Consider the following 21332-nt stretch of genomic DNA (forward strand, 5'->3'; position numbering starts at 1 on the left):
ACGATTCTCCGGCATGCGGAAAGCCGAGGCGCCTTCCGGCCGCACGATTGCCTGATCCCTGCGCCGGCAGGCGCAGGGATCCCGGTCCCAAGTGGGCTAGGCCAGGGACCCGACGGCACGCTCGAGGAGCGCCCAGGCCTCGTCGCCGTACTTGCCCTTCCATTCCGAGTAGAAGCCCGCCTTGCGCAGCTTGTCCCGGAACGGGCCGGGATCGGGCTGATTGAAGACCATGCCTTTCGCGGCGAGCTCCTGCTGCAGGTTGCCGTTCAGCTTGGACACGTCCTCACGCTCCTTCACGCCCGCGGCGTTGATATGCTTGGCGACGATCGCGCGCACATCCTCCGGCAGCCGCTCCCAGGCGCGCCGGTTCGCCAGGAACCAGAAGCCGTCCCACATGTGGTTCGTCAGCGAGCAGTATTTCTGCACTTCATTGAGCTTCGCCGTGGACACGATGGCCAGCGGGTTCTCCTGGCCGTCGACCACCTTGGTCTGCAGCGCCGTATAGACCTCGTTGAAGTTGATCGACGTCGGGGCCGAGTCGAACGCCTTGTACATGGAGGTCCAGAGCGGCGAGACCGGGACCCGGATCTTGAAGCCCTTCAGGTCGTCCGGGGTGCTGATCGGCTTCGTGGACGATGTCGTCTGCCGAAAGCCGTTGTCCCAGATCTTGTCCATGACCACCAGGTTCGCCTTGGTGATCTGCTGGCGCACATAGGCGCCGAGGTCGCCGTCCATCGCCTTCCAGACGGTCGCATAGTCCGGAAACGCGAAGCCGATCCCGTTGATGGACGCGGCCGGGACGAGGGTCGACAGGATCAGGCCCGACAGGGTGAAGAATTCCACGCCGCCCGAGCGCACCTGGCTGAGCGTGTCCGTGTCCGACCCCAGCTGGCTGCTCGGAAAGATCTGCAGATCGAACCGCCCGTTCGTCTCCGCCTTGATCGCGGCGGCCATCTCGCGCGCCCGCGCGTTCATCGGGTGGGAATCCGGCAGGTTGTTCGCGTATTTGTAGGAGAACTCAGCCTGCTGAGCCCGCGCGATGAACGGCGCTCCAACGACTGCACCCGCGACAGCGGTCGAACCGACAGTGAGCAGCCGACGGCGAGACAAGATCATGTAACCCTCCTGGTCGGGTCCCCGGGACCCGTGTGTTTCCTCAAGACCATGGTCCATATAACGGACCTGCGATTATTCAGGCACGCCGCTTGCCGGGCGTTTTCATTGGCCCCCTAGCAGGCACTCTGATAGGATCCCTTGTCAATGAAAAAGTGCCACCTGGGCTGAATCCCGGGAAGGCCGCCATCGAAGGTCCATATATTGGAATACGAGAAGAGCATTTCGGCCAGGATCGCCGTTCAGGGCATCAGCAACCCGTCGTCCCACGGGGCACAGGCGATCGACCGGGCCGCGACTTTGCTGCTGCTCGTGGGCCGCGCCGGGCCCTCCGGCGCCCGGCTGTCCGAAATGGTCGAGCAATGCAGCCTGTCGAAGCCGACCGTGCGACGCATGCTTCTCGCCCTGACGCGCGCGGGTCTGCTCGATCAGGACCTCGAGACCAGGCGGTATTATCTGGGCCCGGAGATCCACGTTCTCGGTACGCTGGCGAGCGCCCGGTTCGGCATCCATTCGATCTCCGTGCGGTCCCTCGTCCGGTTGAGCCAACGGACCGGCGACACCGCCTTTCTCTCGGTGCCTCGCGACGTCTATTCCATCTGTGTCCACAGAGAGGAAGGTCCGTTCCCGATCAGGGTCCACGCCCTTCATGCGGGAGACCGGCATCCGCTCGGGGTCGGCGCAGGTGGCCTCGCCCTGCTGGCCGCCCTGCCCGACGAGGAGGTCGAGGACGTGCTGGCCGCCAACGCGGACGTTCTTGCGGAGAAGTACCCGCCCTTCTCGCCCCCGGTGCTTCGCAGTCTCGTTCGAGATACCCGTGAGAGAGGCTATGCCCTCAACCCCGGAATGCTTCTTCCGGACTCCTGGGCGATCGGGGTTCCCATTCACGGGCCCGACGGCAGACCGGTCGGAGCCCTTTCCATCGCGGCAACCGAAAGTCGCCTGAGCCGGGAGCGGCAACTCGAAATCGCCCCGCTGCTCAGAAAGGAAGCGTCCTCGATAGAGACGCGTCTGGCCGAGGCAGATCCCGGCGAGAAACAGGCGCGGGTCCGCCGCAGCTCGCCGTGACGGAGACCCGCGCAAGGCCTGACGGATGTCACTCGCCGGGCGACCTCGTCCTGGCGGCTTGCCGAACAAAGCGGAGCGCGTCGCGCATTGTGAGGACGAAAGCGGGCCGCGCTCGTGAAGCGAACGATGCGCCGCCTCAACGATGTGAGCCTCGGACATTCGGGATGGCCGTCTCTCCCCTCCACGTCATCACCCGCTCACACCACCTCCCACGTCATCACCGGGCTCGTCCCGGTGATCCCGATCCGGTGGAGCGCCGCGCTTCACCTTATCGGGATGGCCGGCACAAGGCCGGCCATGACGTGGGGGGTGTTCGCACCGGGTCACACACGCCACGTCATCACCGGGCTTGTCGCGGTGAAAGCGGCCGGAACACCGCCGGGCGCATCTTGCGAACGAGGCTCTAGCGCTTGTCCGAGCCCTTCTCGATGATGTGACGGATCCGAACCGCCAGGTCTTCGATCGCGAACGGCTTCGTGATCATCTCCATGCCGGGCGCCAGGAAGCCGGACGCGATGGCGGCCTGCTCGGCATAGCCGGTGATGAAGAGCACCTTCAGGTTGGGACGCATCAGGCGCGCGTGATCGGCGAGCTGGCGGCCATTCAGGCCCGGCAGCCCCACGTCGCTGACGAGCAGGTCGACCCTCTGTTTCGACTCGAGCACTTTGAGTCCGGACGGACCGTCAACCGCCTCCAGGGCATGATACCCAAGATCGGCCAGCACCTCGAGGATGAGCAATCGGACGACGGGCTCGTCCTCGACCACGAGAACGGTCTCACCCTCTTCCGCCCGATGGGCGTCGCTCAGCACGGAGGCGGGCGCTTCCCCTTCCAGCTCGCCCGTGTGATGGGGCAGATAGATCTTGACGGACGTTCCCTTGCCGACCTCGCTGTAGATCCTGACATGTCCCTCGGATTGCTTGGCGAAGCCATAGACCATGGAGAGACCGAGCCCTGTCCCCTCGCCGATCGGCTTGGTCGTGAAGAACGGATCGAAGGCTTGAGCCAGGACGTCGGCGGGCATGCCCGTACCGGTATCGGACACGCTGATCGTCACATACAGCCCCGGAGCCACATCCTGCTGGGAGAGCGGATAGACGCGGTCCAGGTTGGAGACGGAGGTCTCGATCGTGAGTGATCCTCCATCGGGCATCGCATCGCGGGCGTTGATCGCCAGATTGAGAATCGCGCTCTCGAGCTGGTTGGGATCGCAGATCGTGAGCGGCAGGTTCTCGGACGTGGCGATATTGAGCCGGATCGATTCCGACATCGTTCTCCGAAGCAGGTCCTCCATGGACAGGACGAGCCGGTTGGCATCGACAGGCTTCGGATCGAGCGGCTGGCGCCGGGCAAAGGCGAGAAGGCGGTGCGTGAGCGCCGCCGCGCGATTGGCCGACGTCGTCGCGGCGCCGATGTACCGATCGAGTTTTTCGAGGCGTCCCTGCGCCATGCGGGACTGGAGGAGATCGAGCGAGCCGACGATGCCCGTCAGCAGGTTGTTGAAGTCGTGCGCGATGCCGCCGGTCAATTGCCCGACGGCCTCCATTTTCTGACTCTGTCGAAGCTGCTCCTCGAGCTGCTTGCGCTGAGTGACGTCGCGCCCGACGCTGTAGAACACATCCCCGGCCGGAGCGAAGGTCCAGTTGATCCAGCGGTACGATCCGTCCTTCGCATGGACCCGAATGTCGATGTCCTTGACGGCCCGCCCGCTCTGCAATGCCTGGAGCAGGCTGTTCCCGACCGGCTTGTCCTCATCATAGATCCAGGTGTCGATCCGGGTTCCGACGATCTCGTCTTCCCGGTAGCCGAGAAGTTCCGTCCAGGCAGGGTTGACGGCGTTGAGCAATCCGTCGGCGTCGCACACGCTGAACAGATCGCTCGAGAGGCTCCAGAGCCGGTCACGCTCCCGGGTCCGCTCTTCCACGCGGCTCTCGAGACGTTCGTTGAGTTCGCGAAGCCTCGCCTCCGACTGCTTGGCGACCGTGATGTCGTAGACGACGCCGATGAATCGCAGGCCTGTCGTATCCGCATCGCGCACATACTCGCCGCGCCGAGCCAGCCATCGAGGCTCCCGGTCGTCGGCGCGCTTGATTCGAAACTCCACATAGGAGGCGGTTTCGCCGGAACTCGGCTCGACGATCGGACGATCTCCCGGCTCGACCAGAGCATTCACGGTCCGGATGGGAAGAGCACTGCTCGGATGAAGCCCGAGCAATCGGCAGAACTCCTCCGAGACGTTGACGGTCGCGTAGCCCTCCACGTACTCGAACGTTCCAACGCCACCCGCGCTCTGGGCGATCCGGAGACGCTGTTCGACGTGCTTCTGCTCGGTGATGTCGATGACCACCCCGGTGAACCGCACCGGCCGGTCGGTGTGGTCGAAATGGCAGCGCCCTCTCGCAAGGGCCCATTTCACCGAACCGTCCGACCCGAGGAGCCGGTACTCCTTCGAGAAGATCTCCGCTCCATTGAGAATGCCCCCGACGGCGAGGCGGACCCGTCGACGGTCGTCCGGATGGATCGACTTGAAGAAATCCTCGACCGGAAGGCCCTTCTCCGCCGCGGCGGGGTCGAGATCGTGAAGAACCGCGAATCGCGCGTCCGCCGTGAAGCGTCCCTGGGGAATGTCCCAGTCCCAGGAGCCGCCGCTTCCGGCCACCGTCAGGGTCTGGCGCAGCCGCTCGTTCGTCTGATCCAGCTCTCGCTGGCTCGCCTCGAAGGCAGCCTGCATCGTCCGCGACTGATGCGCCTCGGTGACATCGACCTGTGTCGCGAGGAAGAACTGGGGCTCGCCGGTGGAATCGCACACGGGCGTGACGAAGAGATGATTCCAGAACTGAGAACCATCCTTGCGCCGGTTGAGCAGTTCCGCTGAGACCGCCCGGCCGCCGGTGATCGCTTCCCGTATCTGCGCGATCGCCTTCTGGTCCGTGTCGGGAGCCTGGAGGAACCGGCAGTTTCTGCCGACCGCCTCCTCGGGAGCGTAGCCCGTCACTCTGGAGAAGGCATCGTTGACGTAGACGATGGGATTGTCGAAGACCCGCGGATCCGTGGCAACCATGGGCAGCCCGGACTTCTCGAAGGCGGCGAAGACCGGCCCGGCCACGCGCCGCAGCTCATCGGCGGCCCGGTCGATCGCCTGTTTGGCCTCGCGCTGGGACAGGATCGGGGCGGTCATTCTTGGCAGAGTCTCGCGGATGAGATCGTGAATGCCATAGCCTAAGCCTCGTCTCCGATCACCCGATCGATGAAGCTCGCGATGAGCTCCTTCAATGCGGCAAGCGACGGCAGATCCATCAGCATGGCGATATAGCCCCGGATATCACGATTCCGGATCGAGAAGTTGATGTAGAGGAAGAGAACGAGCCCATCGTCCGGCTGATTGTGTTCGAGGGTGAAGAGCCGGGTACCATCGCCGCGGATCACTTCGGGCAGAGAAATGCTGAGGGATCGCTTCAGCATATTGGCCATGGTGGCGAGGCAGCCGTTCAGGATGATGTTGCCCGTTTCGGCAAGAGCCTCCTGCTCCATGGCGGCGACTTCGTCCGGCGGCACGTCGTTCCCGATGATCGCCTTGGTGAGATCGAGGCCGGTGGCCTCGGGAAAGATCAGCAGGGCACGGCCCGAGAACGCACCCTCGAAGCGCTGCTGAATAGCCACGAGATCGTCCGTCTCCCGCTCGCCGATCAGCCGGGCGGCGTGATGAGGTGCCATGATCTCGATGGACGGTACCGAGAGGAGAACCTCCTCGCCGATCATCTTGCGCAGGCTCGAGGCCGCGCGGCTGACCCCGATATTGACGAGCTCCGTCAAAGCATCGTGTTCGAGTTCCGTCAGAGAGATCTGGTCGTTCATCATGACGGCGTGCCGCCCGATCGCATCCGCAGCGCCGCTCCGGAAATGAATCCTCGCAGCCCGTCCTCCGTCAGAGGCTTGCTGACGAAGGTGGCATTGACCTCCCTTGCCCGCGCGATCACCTCGTCCTGGATGTTGGCCGTGATGACGGCAATCGGCATGGTCGGATGAATGGCGCGCAGTTCAGCCGCGAGTTCAAGGCCGTCCTTCTCCGGCATGTTGTAGTCGATCATGGCAAGATCGATCTTCCGCTGGCGGATGATGTCGAGGGCGTCCTGCGCATTGCCGGCCTCGATGCGGTCCCAGTCCGGCTGCAGCGCAGCCAATGCCTTGCCGGCGACGATGCGCGCCAGCTTGCTGTCGTCGACGATCAGAACAGTTGTAGCCACTCACATGCTCCACCAGCGGGTTCGGATTGTCCGGACAGACCAGCTCTTGTTTGAGAGAAAAGGGTTATTTGCTCTTTTAGAGTATCCGAAACGAATGACAACAGGTCAGCCCTCCGTCCTCGCGGCCCCGGGCGCCTGGGCCGCCGACAGGAGCGGGACCATCCAGTCTCGGACGAAGGTATCCTTTCCTTCTCCCCGGATGGTTGGCCTCAGGGCCAGGAGAACCTGAAACACCGCGGTATGGAGGTGTTCGGCATCCGTCAGATCCACGACGCGGCCGGGTTTCTCCTGGAGCCACCGGAGCAGCGGCTCCGCGTCCTCGACACGGCAGGGCCCTTCCAGCACGATGGCATCGCCCGCCAGACGCACGCTCATCCGATCAGCTCCGGGATGTCGAGGATCATCAGGACACTCCCGTCTCCCATCAGGGTCGTGCCGATGACGCCCGGGAGGCTCGCCAGAAGACCAGCCATGGGGCGCATCAGAATGTCGATGCGCCCGGCAAACCCGTCAACCGCAATGCCGACCCTTTCGTCGCCCACCCACATGACCAGAACCTTCGTTCCGCCTTCCCGATCCCGCGCGCGAGGGATCCGCAGCAGATCGGCCAGCCTGACCAGGGGCACGGTCCGGTCGCGCAGGACGAAAGCCTCCGCCCCCTGGATGGGAATGATGTGGGAGGTGGGCAGATAGGCTGTTTCCAGAACGCCCTCGATGGGGATGCCGTAGGTCTCGGATCCAACTCGCACGGTCATCACCTTGGTCATGACCACGGTCAGGGGCAAGGAGAAGCGGATCGTCGTCCCGTGCCCGGGCCTGCTCTGCACGGCGACCTGCCCGCCAAGTCTCTCGATCGCCGAGCGAACGGCATCCATGCCGACCCCGCGGCCGGACAGATCGGTGACATCGGAGGCGGTGGAGAACCCCGGCGCGAAGATCAGGTCCGTGACTTCGGCATCGCTCATGAGGGTGATCCGGTCTGCCGGCGCGAGGCCTCGCTCGCGCGCGGCGCGACGGACCCGCTCGGGGTCGATGCCGCGCCCATCGTCGCTCACTTCGACCACGAGTCGATCGCCCTCCCGGCGGGCCCGGAGGATAATCCTGACTTCGGAGGGCTTTCCTGCCGCGAGGCGGACCTCCTCCGGTTCGGCCCCATGGGCGACGGCGTTGCGCAGGACATGGAGCAGAGGCTCGGCCAGTCCCTCCGTGACGGACTTGTCCGCCTCCACGTCCTCGCCTTCCATGGAAAACTCCACGAGCGTCCCAAGCTGGCCGGCGCTCTCGCGGACGGCGCGCGGGAAGCGCCGAAAGATCTCGCGCATGGGCATCATGCGCACATCCATGACGGCTCTGTGCATATCGGCGACGAGCCGGTCGATGGTCGCCTGGCATGCGGCGACGCTGCGCACGAGATCCTCTCTCGCGGCTGATCCATCGCCCATGGCCGCGATATGCGCCAGCCCGTTCTTGGCGATGACCATCTCGCCGACGAGATCCGCGAGCCGGTCGATTCTTGCAGCATCGACACGCAACGTCCGCGAAGTGCCCGCCGTGGCGGAGCGTCTCTCGCGCGTTGCAGATCCGTCACGTCCGGCCTCAACCCCGGCGGCCGCCTCGTACCCCGTCACATCGTAGATGACCACCTGATCGGGAACGAAGCGGAACACGGCCTTCACCGCCTCGTACCCGGCCGAAGACAGAGCCTCGAGACGGAGATTGCAGGCGAAGGGGTCGATCTCGGCGGCCGGAGGCCAGGGCGCCTGATGGCTCGCCCGAACATGGACGAGATCAGGGACCGATCGCAGCAGCGCCAGCGGATCATCGCCCGCGAAAAAGCAATCGGCTCGTGGCGTGTACCGGATGGCGGTCAGGGTGAGGCTGTTGGGCGTCCGTTCGGCCCGGCGGGAACCGGCTGCCAGAAGGTCCTCGATCCAGCCGCCATCCGCGTCCGCAATCGCCGGACCATCCGGCGCAGCCTCCCCTTCGAGCTGGGAGCGGAGCGCTCGCGCAAGACGGTATCCTTCATCGGCGGCATCCGGTGGCAGAACCCCGGTCTGCTCGATGGCCGAAACCCAGCGCTCCGTCTGCCCGACACAGTCGAGGAGAAGGTCGATCACGTCGGCGTCGATCCTCGCCGGGGCGCCTTTGAGGGCGCCCAGCAGATCCTCGGCAGCGTGGAGCGCGAGACCCATGGGGGCGAAATCGAACAGCCCGACAGAGCCTTTGAGGGTGTGGACCGCCCGGAAGGCGCCGTCCAGGTGCGCGGCGACCGATGGCTCGCGCTCCATGTTCAGGAGATCGTCGCTCGCCTGTTGAACCAGTTCGCGCGCCTCGACCACGAAGTGCTGCAGAAGATCATCCATCACGGCCCTCCGGTCGTTGATAGACGATCGCATCCTCGAAGCGGCGGAGCCTGAAGCGCTTCGAGATGCGGCTCATCGACTCCGTATGACCAAGGCAGAGATAGCCGCCCGGATTCAGCGCGTCGTAGAGACTGTCGGCGGTGAGTTCCCGCGAGGCATCGTCGAAATAGATCAGGACATTGCGACAGAACACGACGTCAAACCGGCCCTGGGCCGCGACCGAGGATTTGTCCACCAGATTGACCGATGTGAACTTGACCGATTCCCGCAGGTCCCGGATCAACCTGCGCTGACCATCGCGAGGCGGTTCGAAATACCGGTCGATGACGTGAGCCGGCAGACGCGACAGGGCGCGCTCCCCGTAGATACCGTCCTGGGCCTTCAGGAGTGCCTCCGTGTCGATATCGGAGCCGACGATCTCGATATGGTAGGCATCCACCATTCGCCAGTTCTCGAGAAGCCAGATGGCGAGGGAGTACGGCTCCTCGCCGGTCGAGCACGGCACCGACCAGATCCGCACGAGATCGCCCGGCTGTCTGTTTCGCACGATGTCGGGCAGGAGCGATCGGCCCAGGCAGTGCAGCTGATGCTCCTCCCGGTAGAAATAAGTCTCGTTGACCGTGAAGATGTTGATCAGCTGCTCGACCTCGACCTCGCTGGTCTGAAGATACGAGAAATAGGCCGGGAACGTGCGCATGTCGGTGGCGGACATCCGGTCGGCGATGCGCCTTTCGATGTAGTACCGCTTGCTCTCGCCGAAGGTCATCCCGGTCCTGCGATAGAGGAACTCGCAGAGGCGACGGATCTCGTCCGGGCTCAGCCGGACCTCCGACGCCTTCCCGGATGCGGCAGACCTGTTCGGCGGCGGGGACTTGCTCATGCGCGCCCGATCATGTCGATGATGCGACGGGGAATCTGCTCCAGGGGCGCCACGATCTCCGCCCCTCCCCGGCGCACGAGTTCGCCGGGCATCCCCCACACGACCGCGCTCTCCTCGGCTTCCGCGATCGTGCGGCCCCCCAGTTCCCGCAGCCGCGTCATGGCATCCGCTCCATCGCTGCCCATGCCGGTCATCAGAACGCCGATCAAGTGAGCCGGCGCGAAATGCTCCATGGCGCTGTCGACCAGGCGGTCCACGCTCGGATGCCAGCGGTGTTCCGGAAGCGACGGCGCGGCCATGACGATCGGCCCGCTCGGGCGAACGCCGATGATGACGTCCGCGTCGCCCTTCCCGATATAGACGTGTCCGGCTTCGAGCGGCATCGGCTGCGTGACCTCGACCACGTCCAAGGCGCAGAGCTTGTCGAGCCGCCGGGCCAGGGGCCCGGTGAAGGATCCGGGCATGTGCTGGGCCACCACCACCGGCACCGGAAAGTCGGACGGGAGGCCCGACAGCACCGCATCCAGGGCAGGTGGACCGCCGGTCGAGGCGCCGACGAGCATGAGTCCACGCGCGGACGGAGTTGCACTCCTGGCCGCCGGAACCTCTCGATACGGACGGAACGACCTCCGGGTGACACCGGCGGGCTTCCTGGTCAGGCCGCTTTTCAATCGCACCCGCTCGGCCAGCCTGAGGCTGCCGGGAAGGCGCGCCCGCGATGCCGCACGGACCTTTTCGATCAGCAGAGGGGCGAGCGTTTCGATCTCCAGCGAAACCGCCCGCTTCGGCTTCGGGATGAAGTCCACAGCGCCCAGGTTCAGGGCCTCGAGGGTGACGCTCGCTCCTTCCTCGGTCAAAGACGATACCATCACGACGGGGCATGGGCGCTCCAGCATGATACGGTCGAGGCAGGTCAGACCGTCCATCTCCGGCATGTGGATGTCGAGCGTCACCACATCGGGCTTGAACTCGCCAAGCTGCTCGAGGGCCTCCACTCCATTACGCGCGAAGGCGATCTCGAAATCGCCTTCGGCGGCGAAGACCGTGCCCAGAAGGCGCCGCATCAGGGGAGAATCGTCGACGATCAGCAGTCGCGTCACGGGTCCGGCCGATCGGGATGAGCGCTGCTCAAGGATGCGATCAGGTCCTTCTCCGCCCGGTCCAGGAGCTCGTGCGGATCGAGCAGGAGGATCATGCGCCCCTCCGCCTCGATGTTGGCAATGCGGTGGACGGTCTGGGTTTCGCCGGCTGCGAGTTCGGGCGTCGGGCGAAGCTGGTCCTGGGGAATCGTGAGCACCTCCGAGACGGCATCGACGACGAAACCGGCCTGCATCTGATCGATCGTGACCACGACGATCCGCTCGCGCCGGCGTTCGCCGCCGCTTTCGATCTTGAAGCGCCGCCGCTGGTCGATCACGGGCACGACACGGCCCCGCAGGTTCATGACGCCTTCGATGAAGGCAGGCGCCCTGGGCAGACGAGACAGGGTCTCGGGAACGCGGACCACTTCGTCGACCGACGCGATCGGCAGCCCGTATTCCTCGTTTCCGAGTTGGAACACGATGACCTGCTCGTCGCGACTGGGAGAAGCGTCGGGGCTGCTCATCTCCGGATCCGTCTCCATCTGAGGCGCGATGAGCTCGGCCAGCGCCTGATCGCGAAAAAGGTTGTCGGTCGAGAGGACCGACACAAGCCGCCGACCGCCATCGAGGCGGCAGATGCGCTGGATTTTGGCCTCCGCCCCGCCGCGGATCAGGATTGCCGGCACAGGCTCCAGGTCTCCTGAAGGACGTCGCAGGACTTCCTTGATGCCGTCGGCCACCAAGCCGACCAATGCGTCGCCGACCCGCGCGACCACGACACGGGATCTGGCATCATCGTGTCGGCCCGAGGGAAGTCCGAGGAGTTCACGAAGCGACACGAGCGGCAGCAGGCGCCCGCGCCGGGCCACGACGCCCAGCATCACGGAATCGGTCTGGGGCACCGCGACACTGCCGGGGGGAACGGCCACGATCTCATGGACGGAAGTCAGCGGCAGCGCAAAGTCCTGGCCGGACACGGCAAAGCAGACCAGAGCCACCTCGTCGGGGGTCGTCGGGTTCGATTCCCGAGGCTCCGGCATCGCGGCTTCACACCTGTGATGCACGCGTCCGCGGTCATGCCCGAAGTCCCGGGACAACAGGGCGTCGAGGTCGATCAGGCGCGCGGGCGCGCTCGTCGCCTCATCGGCCTCGTCCTCGACGCCGCTCGCCCGCCAAGAGGCCACCTTGTCGATCTCCAAGCCGATCGGCGCGCCGCGATCGACCACGACCACACGGGTATGGGCGGAGGAGCCCGGCGGACGTCCCATCAGGCTGCGCAGCGAAACGACCGGAAGGACGGCGCCGCGCAGGTTCGCGATCCCGACCAGGCTCGATGGCGCGAGCGGCACGCGGGACACGGCCGGCCGGCGTATCACCTCGGCGACGTCGGAGGCGGGAAAGGCGAAACGCTCGCCATCCACCTCCACCGTCAGAAGCGCCTGGGCGACCGGCGAAGGGGCCGTCTCGGCCATGCTGTCACGTCTCCGCGATCTGGAGCTCATCCGCCAGGGAGGCGATCTCCTCGATGGCGGCGGCCAAATCCTCTGCGCCGCGCGCCTGCTGCCGGGCCGCGGTGGCGGCTTGCACGGATGCGTTTCCGGCCTGTTCGGCCACCGCCGCGACCTGCTGGGTCCCGAGCCTGACCTCGCGAACGGCACCGAGGATCGTCTCCGCTCCGGACAGAATGGCCGCGCTGCCATGCCGGATCGCGCCGACATCGGCCTCGACCGCCCCCAACCTCTCGGCCATCAGGGTGTTCTTGGCGACCTCGGCCTCCGCAATCGATGCGCTCTGATCGAGATCGCGGCGGACGACGATGATCTGATCCCGGATCTGGCGAACCACGTCCTTGATACGATCGCTGTTCTCAGAGGCATCCCGGGCCAGAACGCGGATATCCCCGGAGACGATCGCGAAACCGCGCCCCGCCTCCCCGGTTCGCGCCGCCTCGATGGAGCCGCTCACGGCCAGCATGTTGGTCTGGACCGCCACGAGAGCGATGCTGTCCACGATCTTCTCGATGCGTCGGCTGGTCTCGTTGAGGCCGCCGATCATATCGATGACGGCCCGCGTCTCCCGCAAGCCCTGTTCGACCCCGTCGGCCATCCGCAGCGTCGCCGAACGGTTCTCCTGGAGGGCTGCCGCCAAAGCCTCGACGCGCTGGACGGACGTGCCGGCGGCATCCAAAGACGCAGCCGTGGCGCGCTCGATCTGTTCCATCGCGGCATTGGTCTGCTGGGTCGCGGCGGACTGCATCTGCGCCCCCCGGCTGATCTGGTCGACGGCGGTCATGATCTCGCCGGCGGCACCGGACAATTGCTGGATCGCGGCCGAGAGCTCCTCGGCCGCCGATGCGACCTGCTGGGCGGTGGCGGATCCTGCGGTGTTCGCCTGAAGATCATCGGCCAGGGCGGCTAGGTCGTGAGCGGTCTGCTGGCTTTGGTCGAGAGATACGCTCTGCTGCTGCACGGAACGCTGAGCCTCCGCGGCCGCCGCGGCCTGCTCCTCGGCGGCGCTTGCCACCTGTTCGGCCCCGCGCTGCGCCTCGCGAATGGCCGTCTCGGCCTCGATGGCGGCGGTCAGGATCGACTGGCTGCCCTCGGCCAAGAGAGCCATGTCGGCGCGAATCCGGTCGAGAGCCGAGACGACGGCGCGGCCCGTGCGGGCTTCGCCCGCTGCCGCTTCAGCCGCGCCCCTGATCCTCGCGGCGACCGACCGGACCTCCGTGGCGATGCCGTCGGCCAGGGTCTGGACGTCCTGGGCGCTTTTTTCTGACGCGCTGGCCAGCGCGCGGACTTCATCGGCAACGACGGCGAAGCCGCGGCCGTTGTCCCCCGCTCGAGCCGCCTCGATGGCGGCATTCAGCGCCAGAAGGTTGGTCTGATCGGAAATGTCGCCCACCGTCCGGGTGATCTCGCCGATTGCGATCGCCTGCTTCTCGAGGAGTTCGATCACATCGACCATCGCCTGCTGACGGGCTGCGTTCGCCGTGACCGCCGCCACCGAGGCGTCGATCTGAGCCCCCGCTTCGATCAGGAGAATCTGGAGACCGGCCGTCTTGGATTGGGTCGCCTCGGCGTGGCGCCTGGACTCCGCGAATGATGCGCCGAGGCTCATGATGGCCGACAGGGATTGCTGCGATGCCCCCGCCGCCTCCTCGGCCCCGGCGGCGATTTGCTCCATCGCCCGGCGCAACTCCTCCGCGGCGGACGACGATTCCGTCACGCCGCTGGCCAATTCCTCGGTGGCCGCGCCGATGCGCTCGGCAGCCTTCTGCTGCCTGGCGCGGACGCGATCATGGGCCCGTCGCGATGCGTTCACCCGTTTTGAAGACCCGGGTCGGTCCACTGCAACCGGAGTATCGCCGTCAATCTGGCGGAGGGTGGTTTTGCCCGGAAGATCGGTCGTCTTAACCAGTGCCATCTATGGCCTTTGAGATTTGTTTTCGGCGGTTACGGGCTTGATTTGACGTGCTGGTCGTCACGGTGCTTTGTCAAATCGGGGCGGAGCGACGTCAGAACGTTTATAGGCTCCCACCGCCCGGGAGCAAGCCATACCTATGACTGTTTCCATAATGAAAACAATGTTATGAACGATTGTACGATCCACATGATTTCATCCGGGCTTTCGGATCCCCGCGATGCCCGCGGACACGATGAAACTTTGCTCACGGGATCTCGGCTGACAGGATCCGAGCCTCATGTCGTCGCTTGGTCTCGACAATCGAAGGGACGTCACCACCGCACTCGCAGCTGGCCGCCGACGGACCAGCGGCTGAACGGCTCGTCGTCCTGTTGCGGATTGAAGCTGCCGTCATCGTCCGACGAGCGGGCATAGGAGATGAGGTAGTTGGCGTAGAGCGCGAAGGAAGCCTGCTGGGTGAAGTCGTAGTTCAGGCGCGCCGACGTATAGGAGACGAAACCCGCCTCGCCCGGCTCGCTGAAGCCGTATCCCGCGGCCGCCTGGATGTCGAACCACCACTTGTCCGCGAGAGGACCGTAGAACTGCAGGGTCGCCTCGAGGGACTGGTAGCGCTTCGGGTTCCAGTATCCGTTGTCGAGCACCTCCTTGAACTCGAAACCCGTGTAGCGGGCGCCGAGCCAGAAATAGGGGTTGGCGGTCAACCGCTTGGCCGCTTCGAACTGGCCCCAGACGCGCTCGTTGCCGTCCGAATACTGGCTGTAGATCCCCTGCGCGCTGAACCGGGTGGCGTTATCCGGCGTGAGATCCACCGAGAACCCGAAATCGTTCGCCAGGATGTCGTTCACGATGGAGCGCGTGTTCTCGTCCGCGTAGCGCCGCCCCAGATCGAGGTCGAACCGCAGGAGATCGGACGGAATCAGGCTCAGGGTCGTCTCGTGGGTGAAGGTCACGTCCTGCTCGTCCTTCGGACTGACCCGGCTCGGGATCTCCTCCTCCAGGTTCAGGAAGAACGAGGTCTTGAACTCCAGATAATCGTTGAACCGGTGGCGGCCCGCCAGGCCGAGGCTGTACATGTCGACGCTGGGGAAATCCGCGCCCCTGTAGCGCATGAAGCGGGTCTGAGGAGCGAACTTGGTCAGGCCGGCATTGAACGTCAGCTCGTGCGAGGCCTGCAGCGACCAAATCGCCAGATCGTCGGAGCGCCTCGCGTACCAGGTCTCGATTTGAGTTAAGGGGCGACGCTCGAGATAGAGCTGATCGAGGAGGCGCTGAGCGCCCTCGTCCCCGGGCTTCGCCGCGAGCACGGCCCGAGCATAGGTCTCGGACAGGTCGGGGCGGCCCATCTCGTTCCGTGCCTGGGCGGCGATGAACAGGGTCGCCGGGTTGCGGTCGCCGGCTGCCAGGAGAGGCTCCAGGCGGGCCAGCGCGGCGCGCGGAAGCCCCATGGATCGCTCCGCCGTCGCGGCGCCGCGGATCGCCTCCACGTTGCGCGGCTGCAGGGTGAGGACCGCCTCGAAATCGACCAGGGCGGCCTGGTGGCGGGTGATGTCGTTGAGCGCGTTGCCGCGCCCGACCAGAGCCTCCACGTCACGGGGATCGGACGCGATGATCTCGCTGAAGACCGGGATGGCGAGTTTCTGCTGGCCGCTCCAGGCGAGCGCGCGGGCCAATCCGAGCTGAGCGTCGCGCTTCTCCTTGCCCGTGAGGTCGGGCCGCTCCAGGATCTCCTGGAACAGCGGAACGGCTCGCAGGGGCTGGCCCGCATAGAGGACCTGCTCGGCATATTCCCGCAGCAGCTCCCGGCGGCGGCCCGGCATCACCGTCAGGGCGCGCTCGAACAGGTTGACCGCCTCGGCGTTGCGGGCCTGGCCGGCGGCCTGACGCGCAGCGCCCACGAGGGCGTCGGCGAAGGCCTTGCGGGCCTCCGCGTCGCGCGGGCTCTCCCGCAGGATGCTCTGCCACGCGGAGATCGCTTCCCGGAACTGGCTGCTCCAGAGCAGGGCGAAGGCCAGCCCGCGCCGGACGCGCCGGCGCTCGGCCTCCGGGCGCTGCCCGTCGCGAAGGGCCTCCCGGTACAGCGGCACGGCCCGCGCCGGATCGCCCGAATAGGCCACCTGGTCGGCGTATTCGGGCAGCAATTCCTGACGCCGCTGCGGAGCGGCCTCGATGGCCTGCCGGAAGAACGTGGCGGCATCGGCGTTTCGCGTTTTCTGGGCGGATTGGCGGGCGGCCCCGACATACGCGTCCGAGAGAGCCTTGCGGGCCTCCGCGTCGCCCCGGTCCGCGCTCAGGATCGTGTCCCAGGCCACGATGGCCTGCGGGAACTGGCTGCTCCACAACAGGGCGAAGGCCAGCGACCTCTCGACCGGCCGGCGCTCGGCCGGGGCGAGATCCCGGCGCGCGAGAACCTCGCGATAGACCGGCACCGCCCGGCCCGGCTCGCCCGAATAGGCGAGCTGGTCCGCATATTCCCGTCCGATCTGGCCGCGCTTCGACGGGTCGAGCGCGATCGCGCGTTCGAAGAGTGCCGCGGCCTCCTTGTTCGCCCCACGACCCGCGGCCTCCCGGGCCGCGGCGATCGCCGCATCGGCCGGAGCGGCCGCCGGCGCGGGCGGTGCCGCCGGCGCGGCTGGCGCAGCCTGGACGGTCGGCGCGGCCGGACGGCTGGCCCCGGCGCGCGCATCGGCCAGCCCCTGGCGCAGCTGGGCGTCCTCGGGCGCCTCCCGAAGGGCCTCCTCGAGGGCCCCCACGGCGGCCGGGAACTGACCGCTCCAGAGCAGCGCGAAGGCAAGGCCGCGCCTCAGGCGTCGCTGCTGGTCCGCCGGGCGGCCGCCATCGCGCAAGGCTTCCCGGTAGAGAGGAACGGCCTGAGCCGGCTGGCCGGCATAGGCGGTCTGGTCGGCCCATTCCGGCAGCAGTTCCTGACGCCGCCCGGGTGCCGCTTCGATCGCCCGGGCGAAGAGCGGGACGGCATTGGCGTTCTCATTGCGCTCGGCGGCCTGCCGGGCAGCGCCCACGAGAGCGTCGGACAGGGCTTTTCGGGCCTCGTCGCTGGTCGGATCGGCGCGCAGGCGCGCCTCCCAGGCGGCCACCGCTTCCTGGAAGCGGCTGCCCCACAAGAGGGCGAAAGCGAGCCCCCGCTCGGCGCGTTGCCGGATGTCGGCCACGAGGCCGGAATGGGAGAGAAACTCCCGGTAGAGCGGCACCGCGTCGGCGGGACGGCCGGAATAGGCGACCTGATCGGCATATTCGAGGAGCAGGTCGCGACGGCGCTCAGGCGCCAGGACGATCGCCTGTTCGAAGAGACGCGCGGCCTCCCGGTTGTCGTTCGCGCCGGCGGCCTGGCGGGCCTGCTCCACCACCTCGTCGGCCGACTGGGCCCAGGCCCGCGACGGGCCGAGACCCGCCCCGAACAGGACCAGCAGGCTTGCGAAACACACGTGAAGGGCAAGCCTGCGTGGAAACATCGTCTCGGAATCTCGAATCGTGAACTATGGTCGGGAGGATCAATATCTGGAATTCGGCCTTATAGCAGGTAAAGATCATCTTTCACGGGGTCGCAACGCCTGCATGGGTTTCTTTCCTCAAAAATAGCCTAAGTTCCTTCCTCGGCCAGAGGTTATCGCCTCCAACTTTTTGGGAGTTGCCGTTCTTGTCCCGCCCTGCCTCGCGTTTCCAAACTCAGAAGCCCTGGACACCGCTGCCCTATTCTCCCCTGCACGAAACGATCTGGCAGTTCCTCTGCACGGCGAGCCTCGTGTTCGGCACGTGGTATCTGGGATGGCGCTGGCTGAAATCGATCAACTACGACGCCCTCTGGTTCTCGATCCCGCTGCTGATCGCCGAGACGGGATCCTTCATCGGGCTCGTGTTCTTCACGGTCAATCTCTGGTCGGCGAAGTCTCCGGTCCGCGGTGCGCTCCCCGCGACGGCCCGCGACTGCTCGGACGATCCCGACATGCCGGACCGCCCCGTCTCGGTCGACGTCTTCGTCGCCACCTACAGCGAGGATCCCGAACTGGTCCGGGTGGGCCTGCAGCATTCCAAGAAGCTCACCTATCCCTACCCCATCAGCCTCCAGATCAACGTGCTCGACGACGGCAAGCGGCCGGCCATGGAGGCGGTCGCCCGCGAGGAAGGGGTCAACTACATCACCCGGTCCGACAATGTCGGGTTCAAGGCCGGGAATCTCCGCAATGCCATGTCGGCCACGTCGGGCGATTTCATCCTGATCTGCGATGCCGACATGCACCCCTTCCCGACCTTTCTCGAGGAGACGCTCGGCTATTTCCGCGATCCCAAGGTGGCGTGGGTCCAGACCCCCCACTGGTTCTACGACATCCCGCCGGGCGTGCCCCTGCCGGCTGCGCTCGAACGGCGCCTGGGCGCTTTCGGCCGCGGTCTCGGCCGCGCCTTCGAACGGATCTTCGGCGCGGTTCAGATCGGCGAGGATCCGTTCGCCAACGACCCCCAGCTCTTCTTCGACGTGATCCAGCGCCGGCGGAATTGGGCCAATGCGAGCTTCTGCTGCGGGGCCGGCTCGATCCATCGCCGCGAGGCCGTCATGGAGGCGGCGCTGCGGCAATGGTCGGATCAGGTTGCGGCCGCCGCGGGCCGCAACGAGAAGGCCGCCCGCGAGCTGACCGGCGAGGCCGCCATCACGGACTCGATCAGCGACGCCATGCGCTGGCAGAGCGCCCTCGACGAGGAGTTCCAGCCCTACAAGTTCCACGTGTCGGAGGACATCTACACGTCGATCGTGCTCCACAGCGACCGGGAGCGCGGATGGAAATCCGTCCTCCACCCCGTGGTCCAGTCCAAGATGCTGTCCCCCAACGACCTCCTCAGCTGGACCATCCAGCGCTTCAAGTACGCGGGCGGCACCCTGGACATCCTGGCCCATGACAACCCGCTCGTCCGCCGTGGCCTGACGCTGCCGCAGAAGCTCATGTACGGCTCCACCTTCTATTCGTACCTGTCGCCGCTCTGGAACGTGATCTTCCTGGTCTCGCCCATCGTGTTCCTGTTCTCGGGCATCGCTCCGGTGTCCGGCTACTCGCTCGACTTCTTCCTCCACATCGCGCCGTTCCTGCTTCTCAACGAGCTGTCGCAGCTCGTCGCGATGTGGGGCAATTCGAACGCCAAGGGGCGGGCCTGGTACCTCGCCATGTTCCCGCTGAACCTCCAGGCCCTCTGGGCCGTGGTGAGAGGCCAGAAGATTTCGTTCCCGGTCACGCCGAAGGACCGCCAGGTGGGCACTTATGGCCGCCTCGTCCGGTGGCAGATCGGGCTCGTGATCGTCACCCTGGCGGGTCTGATCTGGGGCTGGTACTCGTTCGGGACCGGCCGCGAGGGCTACACGCTCGGGGCGATGATCGCCAACACGCTCTGGGGGTTGAGCAATGCCCTGTCCATGCTCCCGGTGATCCGGGCGGCGTACTGGCAGCCGGATCCCGAGTACGAGGCGGCCATCACCGAAGGCGCGCTGCCGACGGGACTCTAAAGCGTCGGACCCGAAAGCGGGCTCCGCTTTCGGGATCGGCTCCGACGCTGCACTCTTGGCTGGCGCATCGTTCGGGCCGCGACCGTGGCCCGCTTTCGTCCGCACGATGGGCTAGCGCATCGGACGGACCCGGAGGGCCGCGTCAGCGAAAAGTGGACCCGGCATTCACTGGCGTGGCCCTTCGGGTCGCTTGCGCGGCCCGCTGGGTCCGTCTCATCCGATGCGCCGGTCAAGAGAATGAGCCTCGGATGAATCCCAAAAGTGGTGTCCACTTTTGGGTCCGAGGCTCTAGACGGTCTCCAGAATGGTGAAGACCCGGTCCAGGGCCGTGAGGCGCATGAGCCTGCGCACCTGAGGACCGGGCGCGACGAGACGCAGGTTGCCGTCGGCCCTGCGCGCGGCCTTGAGGCCGGACACCAGCACGCCGAGGCCCGTGCTGTCGATGAACGGCACCTCGGACAGATCGACGAGGACCTGCGTCGCCCCACCGGCGAGAGCGCCGTCCAGGCGGGCCCTGAGCCCGGGCGCGGCGGCGGCATCCAGCCTGCCCTGGAGGCGCAGGTGGGCCACGGCCCCGGCCAGGCGCTCCACGTGGACGACCATCATGGGGAACCGTGCGGACGAACGGGCCAGAACCGCTCGGCCGGACCCGACGCGCCGCCGGTCCGGATGGCGAACTCCGCGACGGCGCTCCGGAAATCGGCCGTGAAGCGGAAGATCACCGGCACCTGCGACCGGTAGCACGCAATGGCGTCGAGACGCTTGTCGAGGGCGTCGCCGATCGGGACGAGGACGGGCTCGCCGACGGCGCCACCCAGCGCGGCGAGGCGCGCCGTTACGCCGGCCGGCGTATGGATCGCATAGGGGCAATCCTCGTAGGCGTAGACCTGCGCCCCCTGCCCGGCCAGGCTGCGGCCCGCCTCGAACACGAGCTGGTGGTCCACATGGGACCCGACGCCTAGCGGAACGAAGACACGGATCCCCTCGCGCCATTCCGGCAGGTGGCGGATCTCCTCGGCCAAGTGTATCGCAAGCTCGATCTCCTCGCCGATCAGAGGGCCGAACAGCTCCTGATCGGACTTGTAGCGGTCGCCGCGATAGATGGCGTCCGGCATGCCCAGCCAGCGGACCGGGGCGCCGAGCGTGCGGGCGGCGTCGGCATCCTCGGCGCGCCGGACGGCGAGCACCTGCTCGGCATCCGTGACCTTCCAGCGCTCGTGCTTCCAGGCGGCGAAGGGGCCGACCATTTCGTCGACCAGCTCGCCCGCGAAGACGGTCACCATGCGCGGCTCGTGCCCATGCTCGGCCAGAAGCGCGACGGTTCCGCCGCAGGACAGGGGAACATCGTCATAATGCGGCTGAATGAAAAGCGCCGGTCCTGACGCCAGAGAGTTCATCGAATTCTGCTTCTTCTACCTGACGCCGGAACGGTCGAGCGAGCCTTTAGCGGAGATGGCTATGGCAGGGAAGCCGGAGCCTTGCCGCAAAAGGTTTCGATCGAATGAATTCCGATCTGGACGTCGCGGTGGGAGACGCCAACCGCCGCTGATCGGAATGCGATCGAACAAGAATGTTCCAACGTGTCAGCGAGTCAAGAAGCCGCCGTTGCTCCACATGGACCTCTGCCTGCTCGCTTGCCAGGGACCGGGACGAACT

General features: G+C 66.3%; 16 protein-coding genes. 2 read left to right on the forward strand and 14 right to left on the reverse strand.

Features of this window, described 5'->3' with window-relative positions; all coding sequences use genetic code 11:
- Positions 1-96 precede the first annotated feature (96 nt).
- Entirely contained in the window at positions 97-1116 is a 1020-nt protein-coding gene (locus tag OCW50_RS24550; protein ID WP_262299322.1) for a TRAP transporter substrate-binding protein, read from the reverse strand.
- A gap of 198 nt (positions 1117-1314) precedes the next feature.
- Between OCW50_RS24550 and OCW50_RS24555 the strand changes: the two genes are divergently transcribed.
- Positions 1315-2181 carry an IclR family transcriptional regulator gene (locus tag OCW50_RS24555; RefSeq protein WP_373371502.1) on the forward strand — a complete coding sequence of 289 codons (867 nt, stop codon included), beginning with the start codon at positions 1315-1317 and terminating at the stop codon, positions 2179-2181.
- 403 nt (positions 2182-2584) lie between these two features.
- Here OCW50_RS24555 and OCW50_RS24560 read toward each other — a convergent pair whose 3' ends face one another.
- The 10 genes from OCW50_RS24560 to OCW50_RS24605 all read right to left on the reverse strand — a co-directional run bounded on the left by OCW50_RS24560 (position 2585) and on the right by OCW50_RS24605 (position 17640).
- The gene (locus OCW50_RS24560; RefSeq protein WP_262299323.1) at positions 2585-5359 is read right to left on the reverse strand and encodes a PAS domain S-box protein; all 2775 of its coding nucleotides are present in this window, start codon (positions 5357-5359) and stop codon (positions 2585-2587) included.
- Positions 5360-5400: 41 nt separating this feature from the next.
- Complete coding sequence (locus tag OCW50_RS24565) at positions 5401-6039, reverse strand: chemotaxis protein CheX (RefSeq protein ID WP_373371500.1); 639 nt, start codon at positions 6037-6039, stop codon at positions 5401-5403.
- Positions 6036-6425 carry a response regulator transcription factor gene (locus tag OCW50_RS24570; protein ID WP_262271163.1) on the reverse strand — a complete coding sequence of 130 codons (390 nt, stop codon included), beginning with the start codon at positions 6423-6425 and terminating at the stop codon, positions 6036-6038. The genes OCW50_RS24565 and OCW50_RS24570 overlap by 4 nt, the downstream gene beginning before the upstream one ends.
- Before the next feature lie 105 nt (positions 6426-6530).
- The gene (locus OCW50_RS24575; RefSeq protein ID WP_262271162.1) at positions 6531-6800 is read right to left on the reverse strand and encodes a hypothetical protein; all 270 of its coding nucleotides are present in this window, start codon (positions 6798-6800) and stop codon (positions 6531-6533) included.
- Positions 6797-8788 carry a chemotaxis protein CheA gene (locus OCW50_RS24580; protein WP_262299324.1) on the reverse strand — a complete coding sequence of 664 codons (1992 nt, stop codon included), beginning with the start codon at positions 8786-8788 and terminating at the stop codon, positions 6797-6799. Before OCW50_RS24580 ends, OCW50_RS24575 begins: the two co-directional genes overlap by 4 nt.
- Positions 8781-9668, reverse strand: a complete 888-nt coding sequence (locus OCW50_RS24585) for a CheR family methyltransferase (protein WP_262299325.1) — start codon at positions 9666-9668, stop codon at positions 8781-8783. The genes OCW50_RS24580 and OCW50_RS24585 overlap by 8 nt, the downstream gene beginning before the upstream one ends.
- Entirely contained in the window at positions 9665-10768 is a 1104-nt protein-coding gene (gene cheB, locus OCW50_RS24590; protein ID WP_262299326.1) for a chemotaxis-specific protein-glutamate methyltransferase CheB, read from the reverse strand. The genes OCW50_RS24585 and cheB overlap by 4 nt, the downstream gene beginning before the upstream one ends.
- Entirely contained in the window at positions 10765-12222 is a 1458-nt protein-coding gene (locus tag OCW50_RS24595; protein WP_262299327.1) for a chemotaxis protein CheW, read from the reverse strand. The genes cheB and OCW50_RS24595 overlap by 4 nt, the downstream gene beginning before the upstream one ends.
- A gap of 4 nt (positions 12223-12226) precedes the next feature.
- Positions 12227-14071, reverse strand: coding sequence for a methyl-accepting chemotaxis protein (locus tag OCW50_RS24600; protein WP_262299328.1), 1845 nt, complete (start codon positions 14069-14071; stop codon positions 12227-12229).
- 413 nt (positions 14072-14484) lie between these two features.
- On the reverse strand, positions 14485-17640 hold the full coding sequence (locus OCW50_RS24605; protein WP_262299329.1) for a tetratricopeptide repeat protein: 3156 nt from the start codon (positions 17638-17640) through the stop codon (positions 14485-14487).
- A 185-nt stretch (positions 17641-17825) separates the two neighbouring features.
- On the opposite strand from OCW50_RS24605, the gene OCW50_RS24610 reads away from it, so the two are divergent.
- Entirely contained in the window at positions 17826-19676 is a 1851-nt protein-coding gene (locus OCW50_RS24610) for a glycosyltransferase family 2 protein (protein WP_262299330.1), read from the forward strand.
- A 288-nt stretch (positions 19677-19964) separates the two neighbouring features.
- Here OCW50_RS24610 and OCW50_RS24615 read toward each other — a convergent pair whose 3' ends face one another.
- The 3 genes from OCW50_RS24615 to OCW50_RS33445 are packed head-to-tail and all read right to left on the reverse strand — an operon-like array spanning position 19965 to position 21290.
- A complete protein-coding gene (locus tag OCW50_RS24615) occupies positions 19965-20282 on the reverse strand; it encodes an STAS domain-containing protein (protein WP_262299331.1) in 318 nt (105 codons plus the stop codon).
- Entirely contained in the window at positions 20279-21073 is a 795-nt protein-coding gene (locus OCW50_RS24620; protein WP_262299332.1) for a PIG-L deacetylase family protein, read from the reverse strand. The genes OCW50_RS24615 and OCW50_RS24620 overlap by 4 nt, the downstream gene beginning before the upstream one ends.
- A 46-nt stretch (positions 21074-21119) precedes the next feature.
- A complete protein-coding gene (locus tag OCW50_RS33445) occupies positions 21120-21290 on the reverse strand; it encodes a hypothetical protein (protein WP_373371501.1) in 171 nt (56 codons plus the stop codon).
- Positions 21291-21332 lie beyond the last annotated feature (42 nt).

The organism is Microvirga sesbaniae (assembly GCF_025460805.1).
Taxonomy (GTDB): domain Bacteria; phylum Pseudomonadota; class Alphaproteobacteria; order Rhizobiales; family Beijerinckiaceae; genus Microvirga; species Microvirga sesbaniae.